Source organism: Streptomyces sp. NPDC002817, assembly GCF_053592055.1.
Genome location: NZ_JBSFUY010000045.1, coordinates 24481 through 44378, shown reverse-complemented (window position 1 = coordinate 44378; position 19898 = coordinate 24481). Strand labels below are relative to the sequence as shown.

At 69.4% G+C, this 19898-nt stretch carries 18 protein-coding genes and 1 pseudogene; 10 read left to right on the top strand and 9 right to left on the bottom strand.

Features of this window, described 5'->3' with window-relative positions:
• The first annotated feature begins 42 nt into the window (after positions 1-42).
• The 3 genes and pseudogenes from ACWD3I_RS44375 to ACWD3I_RS44365 all read left to right on the top strand — a co-directional run.
• Entirely contained in the window at positions 43-1461 is a 1419-nt protein-coding gene (locus tag ACWD3I_RS44375) for an amino acid permease (RefSeq protein ID WP_365404101.1), read from the top strand.
• 59 nt (positions 1462-1520) lie between these two features.
• Positions 1521-2687, top strand: coding sequence for an alanine racemase (locus tag ACWD3I_RS44370; RefSeq protein ID WP_365404104.1), 1167 nt, complete (start codon positions 1521-1523; stop codon positions 2685-2687).
• A gap of 239 nt (positions 2688-2926) precedes the next feature.
• Positions 2927-3172, top strand: a pseudogene (locus ACWD3I_RS44365) (DDE-type integrase/transposase/recombinase); the annotation flags it as partial.
• A 478-nt stretch (positions 3173-3650) separates the two neighbouring features.
• On the opposite strand, the gene ACWD3I_RS44360 reads toward ACWD3I_RS44365, so the two are convergent.
• Positions 3651-4553, bottom strand: a complete 903-nt coding sequence (locus ACWD3I_RS44360; protein WP_365404107.1) for a LysR family transcriptional regulator — start codon at positions 4551-4553, stop codon at positions 3651-3653.
• 74 nt (positions 4554-4627) lie between these two features.
• Between ACWD3I_RS44360 and ACWD3I_RS44355 the strand changes: the two genes are divergently transcribed.
• Genes ACWD3I_RS44355 through ACWD3I_RS44335 form a run of 5 tightly spaced genes read left to right on the top strand, consistent with a single transcriptional unit; the run spans position 4628 to position 8589 of the window.
• Positions 4628-5293 (top strand): RraA family protein, encoded by a 666-nt coding sequence (locus ACWD3I_RS44355; protein ID WP_365404110.1) that lies wholly within the window; start codon positions 4628-4630, stop codon positions 5291-5293.
• Positions 5290-5970: an RraA family protein gene (locus ACWD3I_RS44350; protein ID WP_365404113.1), complete on the top strand. Its 681-nt coding sequence runs from the start codon at positions 5290-5292 to the stop codon at positions 5968-5970. The genes ACWD3I_RS44355 and ACWD3I_RS44350 overlap by 4 nt, the downstream gene beginning before the upstream one ends.
• On the top strand, positions 5967-6581 hold the full coding sequence (locus ACWD3I_RS44345) for an RraA family protein (RefSeq protein ID WP_365404116.1): 615 nt from the start codon (positions 5967-5969) through the stop codon (positions 6579-6581). The genes ACWD3I_RS44350 and ACWD3I_RS44345 overlap by 4 nt, the downstream gene beginning before the upstream one ends.
• An 8-nt stretch (positions 6582-6589) precedes the next feature.
• The gene (locus ACWD3I_RS44340) at positions 6590-7771 is read left to right on the top strand and encodes an aminotransferase class I/II-fold pyridoxal phosphate-dependent enzyme (RefSeq protein WP_365404119.1); all 1182 of its coding nucleotides are present in this window, start codon (positions 6590-6592) and stop codon (positions 7769-7771) included.
• Positions 7768-8589: an alpha/beta fold hydrolase gene (locus ACWD3I_RS44335; RefSeq protein WP_365404122.1), complete on the top strand. Its 822-nt coding sequence runs from the start codon at positions 7768-7770 to the stop codon at positions 8587-8589. The genes ACWD3I_RS44340 and ACWD3I_RS44335 overlap by 4 nt, the downstream gene beginning before the upstream one ends.
• Positions 8590-9638: 1049 nt before the next feature.
• On the opposite strand, the gene ACWD3I_RS44330 is transcribed toward ACWD3I_RS44335, so the two are convergent.
• The 8 genes from ACWD3I_RS44330 to ACWD3I_RS44295 form a co-directional block, all read right to left on the bottom strand.
• Complete coding sequence (locus ACWD3I_RS44330) at positions 9639-10454, bottom strand: HpcH/HpaI aldolase/citrate lyase family protein (protein WP_365404125.1); 816 nt, start codon at positions 10452-10454, stop codon at positions 9639-9641.
• A complete protein-coding gene (locus ACWD3I_RS44325; protein ID WP_365404128.1) occupies positions 10451-11320 on the bottom strand; it encodes a hypothetical protein in 870 nt (289 codons plus the stop codon). The genes ACWD3I_RS44330 and ACWD3I_RS44325 overlap by 4 nt, the downstream gene beginning before the upstream one ends.
• A gap of 42 nt (positions 11321-11362) precedes the next feature.
• Positions 11363-12727, bottom strand: a complete 1365-nt coding sequence (locus ACWD3I_RS44320) for an MFS transporter (RefSeq protein WP_365404131.1) — start codon at positions 12725-12727, stop codon at positions 11363-11365.
• A gap of 49 nt (positions 12728-12776) precedes the next feature.
• Positions 12777-14243 (bottom strand): aldehyde dehydrogenase, encoded by a 1467-nt coding sequence (locus ACWD3I_RS44315; protein WP_365404134.1) that lies wholly within the window; start codon positions 14241-14243, stop codon positions 12777-12779.
• Positions 14244-14258: 15 nt separating this feature from the next.
• Positions 14259-14852, bottom strand: a complete 594-nt coding sequence (locus tag ACWD3I_RS44310) for a thiamine pyrophosphate-dependent enzyme (protein WP_365404137.1) — start codon at positions 14850-14852, stop codon at positions 14259-14261.
• Entirely contained in the window at positions 14852-15388 is a 537-nt protein-coding gene (locus ACWD3I_RS44305) for a phosphonopyruvate decarboxylase (protein WP_365404140.1), read from the bottom strand. The genes ACWD3I_RS44310 and ACWD3I_RS44305 overlap by 1 nt, the downstream gene beginning before the upstream one ends.
• Before the next feature lie 144 nt (positions 15389-15532).
• Positions 15533-16345, bottom strand: a complete 813-nt coding sequence (locus ACWD3I_RS44300) for an alpha/beta fold hydrolase (RefSeq protein ID WP_365404143.1) — start codon at positions 16343-16345, stop codon at positions 15533-15535.
• Positions 16346-16382: 37 nt separating this feature from the next.
• Positions 16383-17333, bottom strand: a complete 951-nt coding sequence (locus ACWD3I_RS44295) for a LysR family transcriptional regulator (protein WP_365404146.1) — start codon at positions 17331-17333, stop codon at positions 16383-16385.
• 130 nt (positions 17334-17463) lie between these two features.
• On the opposite strand from ACWD3I_RS44295, the gene ACWD3I_RS44290 reads away from it, so the two are divergent.
• Both ACWD3I_RS44290 and ACWD3I_RS44285 read left to right on the top strand, forming a co-directional pair.
• Positions 17464-18663 carry a CaiB/BaiF CoA transferase family protein gene (locus ACWD3I_RS44290; RefSeq protein WP_365404149.1) on the top strand — a complete coding sequence of 400 codons (1200 nt, stop codon included), beginning with the start codon at positions 17464-17466 and terminating at the stop codon, positions 18661-18663.
• Between the two features lie 43 nt (positions 18664-18706).
• The gene (locus ACWD3I_RS44285; protein ID WP_365404152.1) at positions 18707-19876 is read left to right on the top strand and encodes an acyl-CoA dehydrogenase family protein; all 1170 of its coding nucleotides are present in this window, start codon (positions 18707-18709) and stop codon (positions 19874-19876) included.
• The last annotated feature ends 22 nt before the right edge of the window (positions 19877-19898 follow it).

Sequence of the window (19898 nt, the reverse complement as noted above, 5' to 3'; positions counted from 1 at the left end):
AAACGCCCATATCCGAACGCTGATCTCGAACAAGGACACATCATGACAGTTGACAGCTCCCCCGAAGGGGCGAACGAGGACGGCCTCGCGCAAGGACTCAACAAGCGGCACATCCGCATGATCGCGATCGGCGGTGCCATCGGAGTCGGGCTCTTCCTCGGATCCGGGAAAGGGATCTCCTACGCTGGGCCCGCCCTGATCGGCGTCTACGCAGTCACCGGTGTGTTCATCTTCATCATCATGCGTGCCCTCGGCGAGCTGCTGATGTACCGGCCCGTCGCAGGGAGCTTCGCCGAGTATGCCCGCGAGTTCCTGGGCCCTGCATACGGCTTCGTCACCGGCTGGGGATACTGGATCACGTGGACCATCATCGGGATGGCCGAGCTCACCGCGGCCGGGGTCTTCGTCAAGTTCTGGTTCCCGGCCATGCCGCAATACCTCACGGCACTGATCGCCCTGCTCGGACTCGTCGGATTGAACCTGGCCAAGGTCGGATTCTTCGGGGAGGCGGAATTCTGGTTCGCATCGATCAAGGTCGTCACCATCGTTGCCCTGATCGGTGGCGGAATCTTGGCACTGGTCTTCAACGTCGGTGAAGCTGGCCAGGCAGGCGGGATCGAGAACCTCTGGATTCACGCAGGCATTGCCCCGCACGGGCTGCTCGCGGTCCTTCTGGCCTTCCAGATCGTGGTCTTCTCCTACCAGGGCGTCGAACTCATCGGCATGACCGCGGCCGAGACCAAGGACCGGGAGACCGTGATACCGAAGGCGATCAACTCCGTGCCCTGGCGTATCGGGATCTTCTACGTCGGCACCCTGATCGTCCTGATGTCACTGTTCCCCTGGGACCAGTTCAGCGCGGACGAGAGCCCCTTCGTCAAGGGCTTCACGCACATTGGTCTTCCCGCGGCCGCTGGCGTCATGAACTTCGTCGTCCTCGCCTCCGCTCTGTCGGCGTGCAGCGCCGGACTGTACAGCAACGGACGCCTGCTCAAGAAGCTTGCCGCGGACGGGCTCGCGCCCAAGGTGTTCGAGAAGACCAGCCGTGGTCACGTGCCTGCGGCCGCCATCATCGCCTCCGGCACTCTGATGCTCGTCGGCGTCGCGGTCAACGCGATCGTCCCGGAGAAGGCGTTCTCGTACATCTCGTCGGTCGCCACCCTGGGAGGAATCTGGAGCTGGGGTGTCATCGTCGTCTGCCACCTCGTCTACCGGCGGCGCGTCGAACGCGGTGAGGCACCCGCGAGTACGTTCCGGCTCCCTTACGCCAAGCCCCTGTGCTGGGCCACTCTCGCCTTCCTCGCAGCCTTGACGGTTCTCCTTGCGTTCGACGAGGGCCAGCGCATCGCCCTGTACGCCCTGCCGGTATGGGCAGCGGTTCTCATCGGCGGCTACCGGATGTCGTCGCGAAACGCCGCCCGCAAGGAGCACATCCCGGCCCGGGCACCAAGCGCGATGTGAGCCGTGAGTCCATCCACTGGCGCTGACGCCCTCCCGAGCAGCCACCTGAAGGAACAGCCGTGATTCCCTCCGCATACCCCCAACTGCGTCTCGACGCCGCCGCCCTCGATCACAACATCCGCGTCATGGCCGACTGGTGCAAAACCCATGACGTCGCGCTTGCTCCCCACGTCAAGACGACGATGTCCGCTCCTATCATCGAACGGCAGATCGCAGCAGGCGCCGTCGGCGTCACCGTTGCCACCGTCGACCAGGCCGCGACCGTGCTCAGCTGGGGACACAACACCGTCCTCATCGCGAACCAGATCGTCGACCCATTCGGACTGGCACGACTTCGAGCCTGGCTCACCGCCGAGCCGGAACGGAAGATCCGGTGCCTCGTCGACTCCGCGGCCGGGATCGCCGCGGCGAAACACGTGTTCGGCGCGCACGGCCCCGCTCTTGAAGTGCTCCTGGACATCGGCACCCCGGGTGGCCGCACCGGTATCCGCGACCCGAAGCAGGCCCGCCGCACAGCGGAGCTTGTCCGAGCAGCTCAAGGACTCCGGCTCGTGGGAGTCGCCGGGTACGAAGGCGTCGCCCCGAACACGAGGACCGACGAAACGCTTGCGGCCGTGGACGAACACTGTCGCCGGGTCCGCGACGTCTACCTCGATGTCGCCGGACTCTTCGAGACCGACCACCCCGTGTACTCGATGGGCGGATCGGCCTTTCCCGACCGTGTCGTCGACTTCCTCCCGACGGACGACGACGTTCCGGGCACCATCCGGTTGCTCAGGTCCGGTTGCTACGTCACGCACGACCACGGTGTCTACGCCCGCGTGAGCCCGATTCCCGGCCTCGTCCCAGCCCTGGCCGTGCGCGCGGTCGTCGTGTCCGCCGCCGAGGACGGCACCGCCGTGATCGGAGCCGGGAAGCGCGACCTTCCCTACGACACCGAGACACCGATCCTTCTGTCCGCCAGCACGGCCGCCGGACAGGACAAGTCCGATGTCCGCGGACACGTCAGCGCGCTGTACGACCACCACGCCGTGCTCTCCGACGCATGGAATCTTGAGGTGACGGACGTCGTCGAGTTCGGGATCTCGCATCCGTGCTCGGCATTTGACCGGTGGCCCGAGTACCTCGTCATCAACGACCACGGTGACGTGATCGATGCCTGGTGCACCGACTTCCGCCGGTCGTCGATCGACACAACCCTCAATGAGTCGGCGAGAAGGGCGTGACTACCTTGGCCACAGCGACGTCGCCATCAGCGGATCGGGGACGGGGATCGGCGACGGGAAGCACATACCTGCCTGCTCAGCGGAGGAATCGCTGTATGCCGTCGGATTCGACATCCGGTCTGCTCAGGAGCGGTCAGAATCGTCATGGGCCGGCCGATCCCCGACGGATGGATCGAGCCGGCGCAGGCCCCTCCGCTCAAGCGTCCCAACCTGCTTCGTGCGGTGCTCAGTGACCGGCAAAGCGGGACTTCGCCGCGATCGAGCCGAACACCAAGTACGCCGGCGACATCACTTGTCTGCCCGTCGGAGATGGCCCATTCCTCTATCTGGCAACGGTGTCGGACCTGCATTCCCGGCGACTCGCGGGCTGGTCGATTGCCGACCACATGTGTACCGAGCTGGTCACCGACGCGCTCGAAGCCGCCGCCCACACCCGGGGCGGCAGCCTCGACGGGGCGATCTTCCACAGTGACAACGGAGCGCGATAGCAGGACCCGGTCTGGGAGCCGTACCTGATCGCCCGCAACGGCAAACCCGTCGCCTACTACTCCGACGAGAACGCCTGTCTCAGCTACGACACCACTGCTGGCATACCGGTCCTCGACCTGGACGACGACACCGCGCCGGACTCGGACGGCCAGATCCTCGCGCACAAGGTCTGGGACGGCCGCAGCACGTCCTGGAGCCGGCCGGTCGTCGACATGGCAGTTACCGCGGTCAGCCGGGGCAACGGCAAGACGCAGATCGGCGGCTAACGCCCGGGTAAGACGACGCCGGCCCCGACGACCGACGGCAAGTGGATCATGACCTACGAGTACTTCTTGGGCGGACCGGACGTCCGCTACAGGATCGCGGACGATCGGCTGAAGTTCTACGCCGCCGCCGACCACCCGATCGGCCAGAGAGCCAGCCGTTTCTGAGCAGCCGGAAAGTCGAGTACGACGTCTGCTTGTTCGTCCGGAGTCAGTCGTGCGGCGGCGCCGATGCTCTGGTCAGTTGCGACGCGATGGCGGTGAGGCGTTCGGCCAGCGCACCAGGTTCGGACCTTGTCATGGCGGTCAGTTCGATGGTCGCCGTCGCGTGACGGAGTGGTCTGAATCGTACGGCGGGGTGTGACGCGGACGCGGCGGCCGGTACGACGGTGACGCCGAGCCCGCACTCGACCATGGCGATCTGCGAGGTCACCGACCGTGCCCAGTGGTTGGGAACGGGGCTGAAGCCGGCGGCTCGGCACATGGTTGCCATGGCGTCGTGGTAGTCGGGCGAGATGTGGCGGTGCAGCCACACCCAGGCGTCGCCCGCGAGGTCCGCCAGATCCAGTGGACCGGCGTCGTCCGCCGCCGGGTGACCCGAGGGGAGGGCCGCCACGAACCTGTCGGCGTAGAGCGAGGTTGCCGTGGTGCCGCGGACCGGGGCGGTCTGGCGGACGATCGCCCAGTCGAGCGAGCGGTCGAGGAGGCCCGGGCCGGCCTCGTGGGTATCGATTTCCTGGGTGCGGATCTCGACGTCCGGCAGCGCCTCGTGAAACCGCTTCAGCACAAGGGGCAACGGCCAGGAGAACGCCGAGGCGACCGCACCCAGGGTCAGTCGCCCACCCAGTCCGGTGGCGGCCTGGCGTGCGGCGATCTCCGCCTCCTCCGCCTGTCGGACCAGTGCGCGGCAGTGGTCCAGGAATACGGTCCCGGCGGGGCTGAGGGCGGCCGACCGCTGGGTGCGGTGCAGCAGTTCGCAGCCGAGCTGCTGTTCGAGCTGCTTGATCGCCTGGGACAGCGGTGGCTGGGACATCTGCAACCGCTGCGCCGCGCGGCCGAAGTGGAGCTCTTCGGCGACCGCGACGAAATAGCGGGCCTGCCGGATCTCGACCATGATTCGCTCAGCCTCTTACTGATAGTGGAAATCAGACCTTCCAAATATAGATGGTGGCTGTTGAAGTGGAAGCCATGAGCAACTCATCTCTCCTGGACCGCTTCGCGGCGCTCGACTCCGCCGCGGTCAGCGACGCGCTCGACCAGCTCGGGCTCCCCTCCGGAGTCGGCGGCATCCGTCCGGTGTGGGGCCCCGCAGCAGTGGTGGGGTTCGCCGTCACTGTGGGGCTCGAACCGTGTACCGAAGGGCCGGCCGGCTCCCACATCGCCACCACCGCCGTCGAGAGCGCGGACGAGTACAGCGTGATCGTCGTCGACAACCAGGGGCGCACCGACGTGTCGTGCTGGGGCGGAATCCTGAGCCTGGGCGCTTCCCTTCGGGGTGCGCGCGGCGTCGTCGCCGACGGTGTGTGCCGCGACGTAGCGGAGGCCCGCGCACTGGAGTTCCCCGTGTTCTCGCGAGGATCGATCCCGGCCACGGCGCGGGGCAGGCTGCAGCAGCGCTCCACCGGCGAGCCGGTCAGCGTCGCCGGGCTCACGGTCGAGCAGGGCGACGTCGTCCTCGCCGACGAGACCGGTCTCGTCGTCGTCCCCCGGGACCGGGCCGAGGAAGTGGCCGAGATCGCCACCGCGATTGTCGCCCGGGAGCGCGCCATCGCTGACGAGGTGCGCGCAGGCGCGCCCCTCTCCCAGGCCATGCGCGACGCCCGCCTCGCCGGAGAGACGGAGTCGGTCCGATGAGTGACCCCACCGCCCCATCGAACCTCGCCACCGACCTGTCCACCGCGTCGGTCTCCGACGCTCTCGACTCGCTCGGGCTCCCGGGATCCCTGCACGGCATCGGCGCGCTGCGCCAGGGCCAGAGGACGGTCGGACCGGTCTTCACCGTCACCTACGAACCGGTCGACGAGGCCGGCGGCACGGTGGGCGACTTCCTGGACGACGTCCCCGTCGGCGCGGTGATCCTCATCGACAACGCCGGCCGCACCGACTGCACGGTGTGGGGCGGCATCATGAGCCAGACTGCCCACGCGCGCGGCATCGCGGGCACCGTCATCCACGGCACCTGCCGAGATGTCGCCGTCGCGACCGATGTTGGGTACCCGATCTGGTCGTTCTCCCGGTTCATGCGCACCGGTAAGGACCGCGTGCGGGTGGCCGCGGTGCAGACGGCCGTCACCGTCGACGGCGTCCTCATCCGTCCCGGCGACATCCTTGTGGCCGACGACGACGGAGCCGTGGTCGTCCCGGCCGCTCGCTGGGACGAGGTCGCCGACATCGCCCGCCGTATCGACCGCGTCGAAGACGCCATCGTCGAGGCCGTCCGCGGCGGTGCCACGCTCGCCGAGGCGCGTGCGCGACACGGCTACCACTCGCTCCAGACCCCGAACGACCAGACCCGGAAGGACCCCTCGTGAGCAAGCACGACCTCGCCCGCGGTCACTCCAGCGCGACGCTGTCCGAGGCGTCCGGGCTGCCCGTGGCCCTGTCCCCCCAGATCCGGTCGCTGTGGGCCGGTGCCCGCCTGTGCGGCCCGGCGTTCACCGTGCAGGGCGCCGGCGGCGACAACCTCGCCCTGCACCACGCCGTACTGCAGGCCCCATCCGGGTCGGTCCTCGTGGCCGACCTCGGCGGCGCCCGCTTCGGCCACTGGGGCGAGATTCTCACGGTGGCCGCCCAGCACCGCGGGATCGCGGGCCTCCTCATCGACGGCGGCGTCCGCGACGCGGCGGAGACCGAGGCGCTCGGCTTCCCGGTCTTCTCCCGCAACAACTCCATCCTCGGCACCCGCAAGGATTTCCGCGGCGTTCTCGGGCGCCCCGTCAAGGTCGGTGGCGTCATGGTCCACACCGGCGACCTCGTCGTCGGCGACGTCGACGGAGTCGCGGCGCTTCCGGCGTCCGACACCGAGCGGATCCTCGACCGGGCCGACGCGCGCGTGGCCCACGAGAACGAGCTGATGAAGCAGCTGCGGGAAGGCCGCAGCACCCTTGACCTGTACAACAACTTCGAAGCTGCCGGGCGGTGACGACACCCATGACGGACAACCCGATCTTCGCTGTGGCCGCCCAAGCCGAAGCGCTGCGGGCCAGGGGCGCGGACGTCATCACACTCGCCGCCGGTGAGCCCCAGGCCGCCAGCAGTGCCGCGGTGGTGGAAGCAGCCATGGCCGCGGCCCGCGACCCCGCCACCCACCACTACGGGACCGCCCAGGGCGACCCGGCCCTGCGCGCGCTCGTCGCCACCACCGTCGCCGGTGACACCCGGCTCCCCTGGAGCGCGGACGACGTCCAGATCGCCCTCGGCGCGAAGCACGCCCTCTTCGTCGCCACCCAGACCCTGATCGACGCCGGTGGCGAGGTCCTGGTCGCCGCGCCCGGCTGGCCCGGACACGCCGAAGTCGTCACCGCCGCAGGCGGTCTCGCCGTCCCGGTCGCCACCGACGAGGCGTTCCGGCTCTCGGTCGACGCACTCGACCGCTGCCGTGGCCCGCGCACCCGGGCATTGATTCTGTCCAGCCCGGGCAACCCCACCGGCGCCGTCCATCCCGAGTCCCGGCTGCGGCAGATCGCCGACTGGGCGCAGGAGCACGGCATCTGGGTCATCAGCGACGACATCTACCGGGCGTTCGACTACACCGGGACCTACCGGTCGATCCTGCGGGTGGCTCCGCAACTGCGCGGCCGTACCGTCGTCGTGGGCGGGGTGTCCAAGGAACATGCCATGACCGGCTGGCGCGTCGGCTGGCTCGCAGCGCCGCCGGAGGTCATCGCCTCGGCGCGACGGCACGTGTCCCGCACCATCACCCATGTCCCTACGGTCAACCAGCGGGCCGCCCTTGCCGCTCTGGGCGACACTGGCACCCCCGTCGAGGCCGCACGCGACTACCGGCGCCGGCGCGCTCTGCTGGTGGAGGCGCTGAACGGGATCGACGGCATCTCCTGCCCGCTACCCGACGGCGGCATGTTCGCCTTCCCCGACGTCAGCGGACTGCTCCGCGACCGCGGCTGGACCAGCAGCGCCGACCTCGCCGCGTGGCTCCTCGACACGGTCCATCTCGCAGTCGTACCCGGCGAGGCGTTCAACGCGCCTCGACGCATCCGCGTGTGCTTCGCTGTCGACGACGACACGCTGATCACCGCGATCGAGCGACTGCGGACCGCCTTCGGAACCACGGTGCGAGAGACGGCCGCGCAACAGCTGGAGGAGGTCCGATGAGCCCGGTGAGGAAACTTGAACGCTTCACGTTCCCTCTTACTGTCGGCGCGACCCGCGTCAAGGTGTCCGGCCTCCACCGCGGTGGGACCGGCACGCCCCTGGTCTTCCTGCACGGCTTCGGATCGACGAAGGAGGACTACGCGGACGTCGTCCATCAGACCGCGCTGGCCGACCGGCCCGTACTGATCTACGACGCGCCAGGCTGCGGCGACAGCGCCTGTGCGGACCTGGGCGCCGTCTCCATCCCCTTCCTCGTCTCCGTCGCCGAACGGGTTCTGGAGGCTCGGCAGATCGACCGCTTCCACGTCGTCGGGCACTCGATGGGTGGCCTGACCGCACTCCTGCTCGCCGACGGGGATCCCGGCAGGGTCGCGAGCTTCACCAACATCGAGGGCAACCTCGCCCCCGAGGACTGCTTCCTGAGCCGGCAGATCGTCACTCACTCCCAGGACGGTCCCGACGAGTTCCTGGCCCGGTTCGCCGAACGCGTCGGCGGCTCACGCTTCTACGGTGGCGCCCTGTACGCGTCGAGCCTTCCCCACAAGGTCCGGGCCGCAGCGGTCAGGGCGATCTTCGAGTCCATGGTCGACCTCTCCGATCACGGCAAGCTGCTCGACCGGTTCCTCGGGCTCCCCACGCCGAAGATGTTCATGTACGGGGAGCAGAACAGCACGCTGTCCTACCTCCCCGCCCTGGCCGAAGGCGGCGTCGAGCTCGCCGAGATCGAACACTGCGCCCATTTCCCGATGTACTCCAACCCGCCGCAGATGTGGGCCCGTATCGCGGACCTCGTCTCACGTGCGGACGCCGGCGCCTGACGGCTCGGTGCCCCGAGGCGATGTCGGCCGTGCCGGCGGCGACGTCCAGCCGCCACCGGACCGACCGCGCACGAACCGTGATGGCCCCGTCGACCTCACCGTCGACGGGTTCGTCCTGTCGGACGGGAGCCTCGGGACAAAGGGACCGGCTCGGCTGCCTCCGCCTCGTGAACAGCCCGGAAGTCCGGAGTCGGGCACCGAGCAGAGCGTGGCCTGCCAGCGGGTTTCCGAGTGGGCCTCGGTGACGACGGACGGCCGGAAAGGGTACTCATGACTGGCTCGGCCGTCGCTTCGGCGTCGGACAGCTCTTGCGTCGTCCCGAGAGCCTGTGCACAGACGTGTTGTTCCGCGCCCGTACGGACATGGGGTGGCGGCACTTTCGGCGCTGGGGCGTTTGCGGTTCGGTCCGTGGCTTCGACGACGGGACGACCAGCCCCGGGCCTCGCCGAGTCCCTGCTCGCTGCCGATTGGGATCGGAACGGGGAAGGGCGGTTGTCCGCCCTGGTCGAGGCACACAACTGCCCAACGCCGTGATTGGTCTCACCGCGGCGGCGAACCGAGGGAATCAGGTCGTACCGGAGGAATCGAATCCCGCCGATGGGGCGGGTAGGCCGACGGGCGCGACCCGGCTGTCGTGCCCCTCCTCTGACTCGCTATCAGGGCGATGCGGTCAGGCAGAGAAACCACCCACCGACGAGTGCGGGAATGACAAGCAGCAGGGAGAACGTCGTAGAGGTGCCGACCGGATAGTCGGGTCCGATGAGCACGAGCACGGCGGCCGGGAAGGCAAGAGTCAGATACGAGGTGTACGGGGCTCCGAACAGCTGGAACTTCCTCGCCGATCCTCAGGACGGGCTTCCGAAGACGGGCCTGGAACCCGTCCTTGGGCCACGCCCGTCGCGAGGGGCAGTGTGCGGTCCCGGCCACCTGGCCGCAGTCAGCCTCACGAGAGAGGCGGCGCAAGCACACGTGAAACACACCGACTCCGCCGCCGCGGCCCGGCACGTGCGTCGTAATTCGTCGCGCCCGCGTTCCGAGCACCAGCCCTGTCAGGTTGCGGGGTGCGGTCCGTGGGCCTGTGCCAGGACGCGGCGTGCGCGTTCCAGCACCGGCTTGTCGACCATCTGCCCGTCGACCGTGGTGACCGAGTTTCCGGCGTCTAGGACCGCGCGCGCCCACCGCACTGCCTCGGCCGAGGGCGTGAACCCCTCGGCCACTCGCGGGAGTTGGTGGGGGTGGATGCAGAGTTTGCCGGTGAAGCCCAGCCGTCGGGCGTGGGCGATGTCGGCGGAGAGCGTGTCCATGTCCCGCACGGCGGTGGTGACGCCGTCGACGGGTGGGGAGATGCCTGCCGCGGCCGAGGCGACGACCAGTCTGGAGCGGGCGTGGGCAAGCGCCGTGTGGTCGTCGTGGGCGATGCCGAGTTGGGCAGCCAGGTCGACGTTGCCGAAGGCGGCACGGGTGACGCCCGGTGCGGCGCACACCTCGCGCGCCCGTTCCACGCCGAGCGCGGTCTCGACGAGTGGGATGAGGTCACATCGGCCGGCAGTCCGGGCGGCCAGGTCGGCCAGTACGGCGGAGTCCTCCGCCTTGGGCACCATGACCGGGCAGCCGTGGTCGGCCGCCACGCGCAGGTCGGTCTCGGACCAGGGGGTCCCGGGCGCGTTGATCCGTACGGTCGCGCGGTTGCCGAGGGCGAGCCAGGCTGCGGCGTTGGCGCGGGCGCGGTCCTTGTCCTCGGCGGCGACCGCGTCCTCCAGGTCGATGATCACCACGTCGGCGCCGGAGGAGGCGGCCTTGTCGAAGCGGTCGGGCCGGTGTCCCGGCACGAAGAGGAGGCTGCGGGCGGAGAGGACCGGGATCATGCGAAGGTCACCTCCGCCTCGGCGTGCCGTTTCTCCCGGTGGGTAGCGACGCGCAGTTCGGCGCGGTCGCCGTGAGGCGTGCCGCAGGCCAGGAGGTGTTCGCCGGCGAACACGGGCCGATGCAGCCGGTACGACAAGGAGCGCACCTGGCGGTCGGGGGCGTGACGGCGGGCGAGTTCCAGCATCAGCAGGGCCAGCAGAGGGCCGTGGACGACGAGTCCGGGGTAGCCCTCCTCACCCCGGCAGTACAGGGCGTCGTAGTGGATGCGGTGGGCGTTCGCGGTCAGGGCGCTGAAGCGGAAGAGCAGGGCAGGGTCAGGGTGCAGGGGGAGCTGCCACGGCTCGTCCCCGTGAGGGCCAATCAACTCGTCGACGCTGGAAGGGTGTTGTCCGGTGCTGCGTCCGGAGCGGTAGACGATGTCCTGCTCCTCCACGAGGCAGGTCCGCCCGCGCTGGCGGAACTCGCGGCGCTCGGTGACGAACAACATCTCCCCGGTGCGCCCCCGCTTGGCGGTCACGGAAGCGAGAGAGCTGACACGTTCGGCGGGTACGCCGAGGCGGAGCGGCTCGGTGATCTCGCAGCGGCCGCCCGCCCACATGCGCTGCCGATGGGGAAGGGGCGGCAGGAAGTGGCCGTTCGAGGGGTGGCCGTCGGTGCCGAGTTCCCGTCCGGCGGGCCAGTTCAGGAAATAGAGCCACTGCCACAGCGGGGGGAGCAGCCCGTCGGCCCTCGGGCCGGGGCCGGGGAGGCTCAGGACCGCCGACAGGGTCGCCGCCGGGCCGGCGTCCAGCGGGTCCTCCTCCTCGACCGGCCCCGGAGTCCACGACTCCACGTAGGTGCTGAGCGGGGGTGGGGTGGGCTGCATCGTCCTTCTGTCCTTGAGGTCTGGCATGCGGCTGGGCTGTGGTCAGGCGAGCGGTGCCGTCTTCGGCCGGGGACGGGAGGCGGGGGTCTCGGCGGTTTCCAGAAGCGAGGTGCGGGACGGCTCGGGTACGAGGAGGGTGGCCAGGAAGGTCAGCGCGATGCATCCGGTGACGTACCAGAAGAAGACCGTCTCGTGGCCGCTGTTCTTGAGGCCCAGGGCGATGGGTTCGGTCATCCCGCCGAAGGTGGCGGCGACCAGGGCGTGCGGGAGGCCGACGCCCAGGGCCCGGACCTTGGTGGGGAACATCTCCGCCTTGATGATGGCGGCCAGGGCCGAGTAGCAGCTGACGAAGGTGAGGGCGATCGTCATCAGCAGGAAGGCGATCCACGGACTGTCGGTGTGGCCGAGGACGGTCATGATCGGGACGGTGAGCAGCATGCCGCCGACGCAGAAGACGAGCATCACCGGGCGTCTACCTACGCGGTCGGACAGATGGCCGGCCACAGGCTGGAGCAGCATGAACACGAACAGGGCGGCGAAGCCGATGACGGAGACCGTCGACTTGGGGATGCCCGCCGTGTTCACCAGGTACTTCTGCAGGTAGGTGGTGTAGGTGTAGAAGGCGACGGTGCCGCCGATGGCCAGCCCGAACACGGCGATCAGCTGGCGCGGGTACTCGGCGAACAGAGCCCGCAACCCCTTGCGCTCCTTGACGTCCGCCTCCTGCGCGGCGGCTTTCGCCTGTTCCTCCTGGAAGTGCTGCGACTCCTCCATGGTGCGGCGCAGGTACATCACGACCAGGCCGGAGACGGCGCCGATCACGAAGGGGATGCGCCAGCCCCAGCTCTGCAACTGGTCCTCGGTCAGCAGGTTCTGAAGCACGATCATCACGAGCAGCGCGGCGAGCTGGCCGAGCACGATGGACACGTACTGGAAGCTGGAGTAGAAGCCGCGTCGGCCGGGCGGGGCGATCTCGGCGAGGTAGGAGGCGCTGGAGCCGAACTCGCCGCCGACGGAGAGTCCTTGGGCGAGCCTCGCCAGCACCAGGAGGGCTGGTGCCCAGAGGCCGATGGCGTCGTGGGAGGGGGTGAACGCGATGGTCAGCGAGCCGATGCTCATGAGCGTGACCGACAGGGTCAGTGCCTGGCGGCGGCCGTGCCGGTCGGCGTATGCGCCGAGCAGCCAGCCGCCGAGCGGACGTATCAGAAAGCCGACGGCGAAGACGACCGCTGTGGACAGGAGTTGGGCCGTCTGGTTGCCCTTGGGGAAGAACACGGACGCGAAGTAGATGCTGAAGGTGGCGTAGATGAACCAGTCGTACCACTCGACGAGGTTGCCCAAGCAGCCGCGTACGACGTTGGCGGTGACCCGGGTCGGTGCGGGGGCAGGGGTGCTGGACTGCGACATGGGAAGCTCCGTTGCTCGTGTCGCCGGGGAGATGTCTTTGTGGGGTCTTTCAGCGCAGGACGAACGGATTGCTGGTGGCCGCGCCGGTGTTGATCCAGACGCTCTTGTCCTCCAGGTACGCCGCGATGGCGCCGATGCCGTTCTCGCGGCCGATGCCGGAGTCCTTGAAGCCGCCGAAGGGCGTCAGGTAGCTGACCGCGCGGTAGGTGTTGACCCAGACGGTGCCGGAGCGGATGCGGTCGGCCATGCGGAAGGCGCGGCCGATGTCGCTGGTCCAGACGCCGGCGCCGAGGCCGTAGCGGCTGTCGTTGGCGAGGGTGACGGCCTCGTCCTCGTCGTGGAAGGGGATCACGGCGAGGACGGGACCGAAGATCTCCTCCTGGGCGATGCGCATGCTGTTGCGTACGCCGGTGAAGACGGTCGGCTCGACGAACCGGCCTCCGTGGTCCGCGGCCTTGCCGCCGAGGGCAAGCCGGGCGCCTTCGCGCTGCGCGATGTCGATGTAGTCGAGGATCTTGGCGTACTGGGCCGGGGTGGTGATGGGTCCGACCTGGGTGGCCTCGTCCATGGGGTCGCCCGTCCGGGCGGTGCGCGCGAGGTCGACCAGGCGGCCCACGACCTCGTCGTGCACGTCCTGCTGCACCAGGAGCCGGGATCCGGCGATGCAGGTCTGTCCGGTGGCGGCGAAGATGCCGGAGATGGCGCCGTTGACGGCGGCGTCCAGGTCGGCGTCGGCGAAGACGATGTTGGGTGACTTGCCGCCGAGTTCGAGGCTGACGCGCTTGAAGTCGCGTGCGGCGGCCTGGTTGATGCGGCGGCCGGTGGTGTCCGAGCCGGTGAACGTGATCTTGCGGACGAGGGGGTGCTCGACGAGGGCGGCGCCGACGTCCTGGCCGAAGCCGGTGACGACGTTGACCACGCCGGGCGGCAGTCCTGCCTCGTGGAGGAGCTGGACCAGTTCGAGGGTGGAGGCGGAGGTGAACTCCGACGGTTTGACCACCACTGTGCAGCCGGCGGCCAGGGCCGGGGCGATCTTCCAGGCGAGCAGCAACAGCGGGGAGTTCCAGGGAGTGATGACCGCGACGACCCCGACGGGCTCCTTCTTCGTGTAGGCGAAGTAGCCCTTCTTGTCCAACGGGGGGACGGTGCCCTCGATCTTGTCGGCGAGCCCGCCGTAGTAGTGGAACCACTGGGGGAGGTAGGTCAGTTGGCCGTACATCTCCGTGAACAGCTTCCCGTTGTCGCGGACTTCGGTCTCCGCGAGGCGGCGGGTGTGCGTGGCGATGGTGTCGCCGAGCCGTCGGAGCAGCGCGCCGCGGGCGCTTGCGGTGAGTTCGGCCCAGGGTCCGCTGTGCAGGGCGCGGTGGGCGGCTCGGACGGCGTCGTCGACGTCTTCCGCGGTGCCCTTGGCGATCTCGGCCCATGAAGTGCCCAGGTAGGGGTTGTCGGTGGGGAACCATTCGCCCGCGCCGGGCTTCCGGTTCTCCCCGTCGATGAACATCTCGTAGCGCTGCATGGAGAGTCCTGTCGGCTAGAAGGTGCTCAGACCGAGTGCGGCGCGGAAGGAGTTCTTGTTGGCGACGCCGTCGCGGGGCGGCAGGGCGCGCGGCGGCTCGTCGGTGGTGATCAGCACCTGTGCGTACGTCGTCGCCGCGCGCGCCTTGATCCGCAGGGCGAGGTCCTCCGTCCGGTCGGCGTCGGTGATCCGCACGACATCGCGGATGCCGAAGCCCTGGGCGACGGCCAAGAGGTCGGTGCCGAGCCCGGTGTGACTGGGCTGCATACCGGTCTCGCCGAAGTGGGCGTTGTCCAGCACCACGACCGTCAGGTTGGGCGGGAGTACGGCCCCGATGGTGGCCAGGGTGCCGATGCCCATGAGGTGTTCTCCGTCGCCGGTGATGGCGACGACCGGGCGGTCCGGCCGGGCCAGGGCGAGGCCGAGGGCGAGCGGGGCGGCGGCGCCCATCGCGCCCCAGAGGTAGAACGTGCCGGGGCGGTCGCCGGCGGCGAACACGTCGTAGCTGGGCGAGCCGAGGCCGGTGACGATCAGGGCGTCCTCGGGGAGGCGGCCGATCAGGTCGGCGACGAAGCGGCGCCGGTCGAGGCGGGGGAGAGCGGAGGTCATCAGTTGCGCTCCCACTTCTTGCGGCCGATCAGTTTCTGTCCGAGGAGCACGGCGACGCGCTCGCCGGCCTCGAACACCGAGTCGAGGGCGGCCTCGACGGTCTCCGCTACGTCCTCGGGTTCGTCGGCCCGCAGGGCGGTGATGCCCATGAGTTCCAGGGCCTGCTGGGTGGTGCGGCCCATGGGGCTCTGCCACGGGTTGAACTCGGCGTACTCGCCGCGCATCGTCACCAGCGTGAGGAAGGGGAACCGGGCCATCTGCGGCAGGGAGAACATGTTGACGCAGTTGCCGACGCCGCTGCTCTGCATCAGCAGCACCGCCCGCTGACCGCCCAGCCACGCCCCGCTGACCACGGCGACGCCCTCCTCCTCGGTGGTCAGCACCACGTCGTGGATGGCCGGATCGCGTCGGGCCTCACGGATGGTGTGGGAGTGACCGGAGTCGGGCACATAGGCGATCTGCTGGACTCCGTGCTTCTTCAGCGCGGTGAACACGTCCTCCTGCCAGGAGGGTGCCGGGGCATGTGTCTGGCTCATCCGTAGCGACTCCGCTGATCGGTCGGCTCAAGGTGCCACACATCATGAGTGCTGATGGATGAGGTTAGACAATAGAAATGTGTGATATCCGCATGCCTTGCTCGCATAGCGGGAGCCGCGGGCCGCGATGGGCCCGTGGTTCGGCTACGACCGTTCGCCTTCGCCGAGGAACGCCACGACGAGCGGACCGGCCTGCGTGCGGCACTCCTCGAAGTAGGCGTGGCGGGCGCCAGGGATCAGATGCGTCCGGGCATCGGGTATGCGGGCGGCCAGCAGAGGGAGGTTGTCCGGCGGAGTGAGCCGGTCCTGGTCGCCGTGCAGGATCAAGGTGGGCGCGGCGATGAGGGCAAGGGCCTCCCAGGCGTCGTGGCCGTTGCTGGCGACCAGATGGCCGTGGCGGGCGTGCGGGGGCATGCCGGGATCGCCAAGGGTGGTGTAAGGGCCGGGGTGGGTGGCGCGCCAGGCGGGGGAGTACATCAGGTCGGTCAGCGCCTGCCGGGCGGCCTCCGGGTCCGGCTGGGCCAGGGCCCGTCGTACGGACCTGTCGCGCTCGACGGCGTGCGGACCACCGGGCGAGGTGCAGCCCAGGACGAGCCGCCGCACACGGTCCGGGTGGCGGGCGGCCACCCACTGGGCCACGCGGCCACCCATGGAGGTGCCGTAGACGTCGGCCCGCCCGACGCCCGCGTGATCGAGGACGGCGATGACATCCTCGGCGAACTGCTGTGTGGAGTACGGGCCTTGGGGCTTGTCGCTGTCGCCGGTGCCGCGCTGGTCGAGGGTGAGGGTGGAGTGCGTGGCGTGGAAGTCCCCGCGTACGGCGTCCCACCAGTGGTGGTTGTTCGCCTGCCCGGCCAGCAGGACGAGCGGATATCCGTCGCCCTGGAGCTGGTAGGACAGCGCGATGCCGTCCTGGGCACGGGCGATGGCGGTCGACCGGGGGCCGGTGTCGTTCATGGAGGTTCCTTCGACGGTGTTCTCGGGGTGCGGCGCGTCACTCGTCCTCGGCGGCGTCGGTGCCCTGGATCCGGGCGGACGGCCATCTGCCCAGGGACACCGCCGAGTTGATCCTGCGGACCAGCTCACGCGCGACGACCTCCACGGCGGGCGGGGTGCGCCCGGACCGCGGAGTGCCGAGGACGATCGACCGCCACACGTCGGGCTCGCACAGCGGCGCGGCGCTCAGGGTGCCCTGTGCGACGTCCTCGGCGATGCCCACGCCGGGCAGCACCGTCCAGCCGTGCCCCGCACGGACGAGCTGTTTCTGCACCCGCATGGAGTTGGTCTGCACGACGACGTCCAGGGCGGAGTCGGCGCGCACCGCCGCCGCGTCGATCAGCCGGCGCAGCGCATGCCCCGAGGCGGGCATGACGAGCCGATGCCCCGCCGCCTGAGCGAACGGCACCGGACGGTCGGCACGCAGGCCGGCCGACGGCGGAGCGACCGCCCACAGACGCTCGCGCACCAGCGGGTGGGCGTTGAGTGAGGGCGTGCTGTCCAGGTTGTAGAGCAGGGTCAGATCAAGGTCGCCGTCGTCGAGCCACTGCTGGAGGTGACCCGAGTAGGCGGTCATCAGTCGAAGCTCGACGCCGGGATGGCTGCGGGCGACAGCGGTCACCAACGGCTCGGAAAGCAGATCGCTGGTGCTCTCCAGCAGGCCGACGGTGACAATGCCGGACACCTCGCCCGGGGCCGGTTGCACCTCGGCGCGGGCCCGCTCCAGCTCGTTCAGGGCCCGCCGGGCACGGTCGACCATGATCGAGCCCGCCTCGGTGGGGCGCATGCCCGTCCCGGTCCGCTCGAAGAGGTCGACGCCGAGTTCCTGTTCCAGGGTGCGGATCTGCCGGGTCACCGCGGGCTGCACCAGATGCAGCAGCGCCGCGGCACGCGTGACGCTGCCCACCTCGGCGACCGTGACGATCGCCTTGAGCTGCTTGACGTCCAAGAGGGGCCTTCCTTCCGCAGCCATCCGGTGTGTGCATGGGGGTATCACACAATGGCATTTCACTGACATCACCATGAGCATTCATGATGGTAGCCCCGGTTCGGGACCCGTATCCCCCTGGAGGCCACCCATGACCGAGCCCGCCGAAGCGCTGCCGCTGGCCGGCCTGACCGTCGTCAGCCTCGAACAGGCGGTCGCCGCCCCCTTCGCCACCCGCCAGCTGGCCGACCTCGGTGCCCGGGTCATCAAGGTGGAGCGGCCGGGTGGAGGCGACTTCGCCCGCCGCTACGACACCACCGTGCACGGCGAGTCCAGCTACTTCGTTTGGCTCAACCGGTCCAAGGAGTCCGTCACGCTCGACCTGAAGTCGGACGCGGGAAGAGCCGTCCTGGAGCAACTCCTCACAGACGCGGACGTGTTCGTGCAGAACCTTGCCCCCGGCGCAGCCGCACGCATGGGCCTGGGCGCTGATGCGCTCGCCGAACGATTTCCCTCTCTCATCCCGTGTTCCATCTCGGGCTACGGCTCCAGCGGCCCGTGGGCCGACCGCAAGGCGTACGACCTGCTGGTGCAGTGCCAGACCGGCCTGGTCTCGCTCACCGGCAACGAGCACGGCCCGGCCCGTGTCGGCGTCTCGATCGCAGACATCGCCGCAGGCATGTACGCCTACTCCGGCATCCTCACCGCGCTGCTCACCCGCGCCACCACCGGCGTCACCCGTGCCGTGGAGGTCTCGCTGTTCGAGGCACTGGCCGAGTGGCTGAACCAGCCCTCCTACTACACCCGCTTCGGCGGCACCCAGCCCCCGCGCCTCGGCACCCAGCACGCCACCATCGCCCCGTACGGCACCTACACCGCCGCCGACGGCAAGGCGGTGCTGTTCTCCGTCCAGAACGAGCGCGAATGGGCTGCACTGTGCGGCCGGTTCCTCGGCCTGCCAGGGCTCGCCGCCGATGCACGCTTCGCCACCGGCTCCGCCCGCGTCGCCCACCGCGAGGAGCTGAACGCGATCGTGGCCGAGCGGTTCGCTGAGCTGGACGGCGACGAGGCGATGAAGCTGCTGGACGCGGCGGGCATCGCCAACGCCGGGGTGAACGACGTGACGGAGTTCCTGGAGCACCCGGTCCTCGGCGGCCGGGACCGCTGGCGGGACGTACGGATTCCCGGCGGAGCCACGGTGCCGGCGTTGCTGCCGCCGACGGACCTGGCGGGCCTCGCGCCGCGTATGGATCCCGTCCCCGCGGCAGGCGAACACACCGAGACGGTCCTGGCCGAGCTGGGGTACGGCACGGCCGACATCGACAGCCTGAGGGCCGAACGCGTCATCTGAACCGCCCTTCGCCACCCGCCAGTTCAGCAAGGAGCCCCGCCCCATGACCACCCTCGACATCCTGTCCGAGGACGAGCAGTTCATCGTCAGTACGGTGCGCGACTTCGTCGACAAGGAGGTGAAGCCGGTCGTCCGGGAACTGGAGCACACGAACACCTACCCCGAGGGTCTGATCGAGCACATGAAGCGGCTCGGCGTCTTCGGCCTCGCCGTCCCCGAGGCGTACGGCGGCATCCCCGTCTCCACCCCGTGCTATGTCCTGATCACCGAGGAACTGGCGCGCGGCTGGATGAGCCTGGCCGGCGCGATGGGCGGCCACACCGTGGTCGCCAAGCTGCTGCTGCACTTCGGCACGGAGGAGCAGAAGCGTCGGTACCTGCCGAAGATGGCCACCGGCGAGATCCGCGCGACCATGGCCCTCACCGAGCCGGGCGGCGGCTCCGACCTGCAGGCCATGCGCACGGTCGCCCGCAAGGACGGCGATCGCGGATACGTGGTCAACGGGGCGAAGACCTGGATCACCAACTCCCGCCGATCCGGCCTGATCGCCCTGCTGTGCAAGACCGACCCGGACGCCACGCCGGCCCACAACGGCATCTCGATCCTGCTCGTGGAGCACGGTCCTGGGCTGACCGTCTCACGTGACCTGCCCAAGCTCGGCTACAAGGGAGTGGAGAGCTGTGAGCTGTCCTTCGAGGACTACCGGGCCCCGGCCAACGCCGTACTCGGCGGTGTGGAGGGCAAGGGCTTCGCACAGATGATGAAGGGCTTGGAGACCGGACGCCTCCAGGTCGCCGCCCGCGCGCTCGGGGTCGGCCGGGCGGCGTTCGAGGACGCCCTCGCCTACGCCCAGCAGCGGGAGTCGTTCGGCAAGCCGATCTGGAGGCACCAGTCGATCGGCAACTACCTCGCGGACATGGCCACTTCGTTGACCGCGGCCCGCCAACTCACCCTGTACGCGGCCCGGGAGGCGGACGCCGGACGTCGGGTGGACATGGAGGCCGGGATGGCGAAACTGTTCGCCTCCGAGACCGCCATGCAGATCGCCCTCAACGCCGTTCGCATCCACGGCGGTTACGGCTACTCCACGGAGTTCGACGTCGAACGCTACTTCCGCGACGCTCCGTTGATGATCGTCGGCGAGGGCACCAACGAGATTCAGCGGAACGTCATCGCGAGCCAGCTCGTCAAACGCGGTGGTCTGGACGTATGAGGATTGTTGTCACTGTGAAGTA

Excerpts from the sequence above, each read along its gene's own strand:
- ACWD3I_RS44375 (WP_365404101.1), top strand. The coding sequence starts at position 43 with ATGACAGTTGACAGCTCCCCCGAAGGGGCGAACGAGGACGGCCTCGCG.
- ACWD3I_RS44360 (WP_365404107.1), bottom strand. The coding sequence starts at position 4,553 with ATGGTCGAGATCCGGCAGGCCCGCTATTTCGTCGCGGTCGCCGAAGAG.
- ACWD3I_RS44355 (WP_365404110.1), top strand. The coding sequence starts at position 4,628 with ATGAGCAACTCATCTCTCCTGGACCGCTTCGCGGCGCTCGACTCCGCC.
- ACWD3I_RS44350 (WP_365404113.1), top strand. The coding sequence starts at position 5,290 with ATGAGTGACCCCACCGCCCCATCGAACCTCGCCACCGACCTGTCCACC.
- ACWD3I_RS44340 (WP_365404119.1), top strand. The coding sequence starts at position 6,590 with ATGACGGACAACCCGATCTTCGCTGTGGCCGCCCAAGCCGAAGCGCTG.
- ACWD3I_RS44335 (WP_365404122.1), top strand. The coding sequence starts at position 7,768 with ATGAGCCCGGTGAGGAAACTTGAACGCTTCACGTTCCCTCTTACTGTC.
- ACWD3I_RS44330 (WP_365404125.1), bottom strand. The coding sequence starts at position 10,454 with ATGATCCCGGTCCTCTCCGCCCGCAGCCTCCTCTTCGTGCCGGGACAC.
- ACWD3I_RS44325 (WP_365404128.1), bottom strand. The coding sequence starts at position 11,320 with ATGCAGCCCACCCCACCCCCGCTCAGCACCTACGTGGAGTCGTGGACT.
- ACWD3I_RS44320 (WP_365404131.1), bottom strand. The coding sequence starts at position 12,727 with ATGTCGCAGTCCAGCACCCCTGCCCCCGCACCGACCCGGGTCACCGCC.
- ACWD3I_RS44315 (WP_365404134.1), bottom strand. The coding sequence starts at position 14,243 with ATGCAGCGCTACGAGATGTTCATCGACGGGGAGAACCGGAAGCCCGGC.
- ACWD3I_RS44310 (WP_365404137.1), bottom strand. The coding sequence starts at position 14,852 with ATGACCTCCGCTCTCCCCCGCCTCGACCGGCGCCGCTTCGTCGCCGAC.
- ACWD3I_RS44305 (WP_365404140.1), bottom strand. The coding sequence starts at position 15,388 with ATGAGCCAGACACATGCCCCGGCACCCTCCTGGCAGGAGGACGTGTTC.
- ACWD3I_RS44300 (WP_365404143.1), bottom strand. The coding sequence starts at position 16,345 with ATGAACGACACCGGCCCCCGGTCGACCGCCATCGCCCGTGCCCAGGAC.
- ACWD3I_RS44290 (WP_365404149.1), top strand. The coding sequence starts at position 17,464 with ATGACCGAGCCCGCCGAAGCGCTGCCGCTGGCCGGCCTGACCGTCGTC.
- ACWD3I_RS44285 (WP_365404152.1), top strand. The coding sequence starts at position 18,707 with ATGACCACCCTCGACATCCTGTCCGAGGACGAGCAGTTCATCGTCAGT.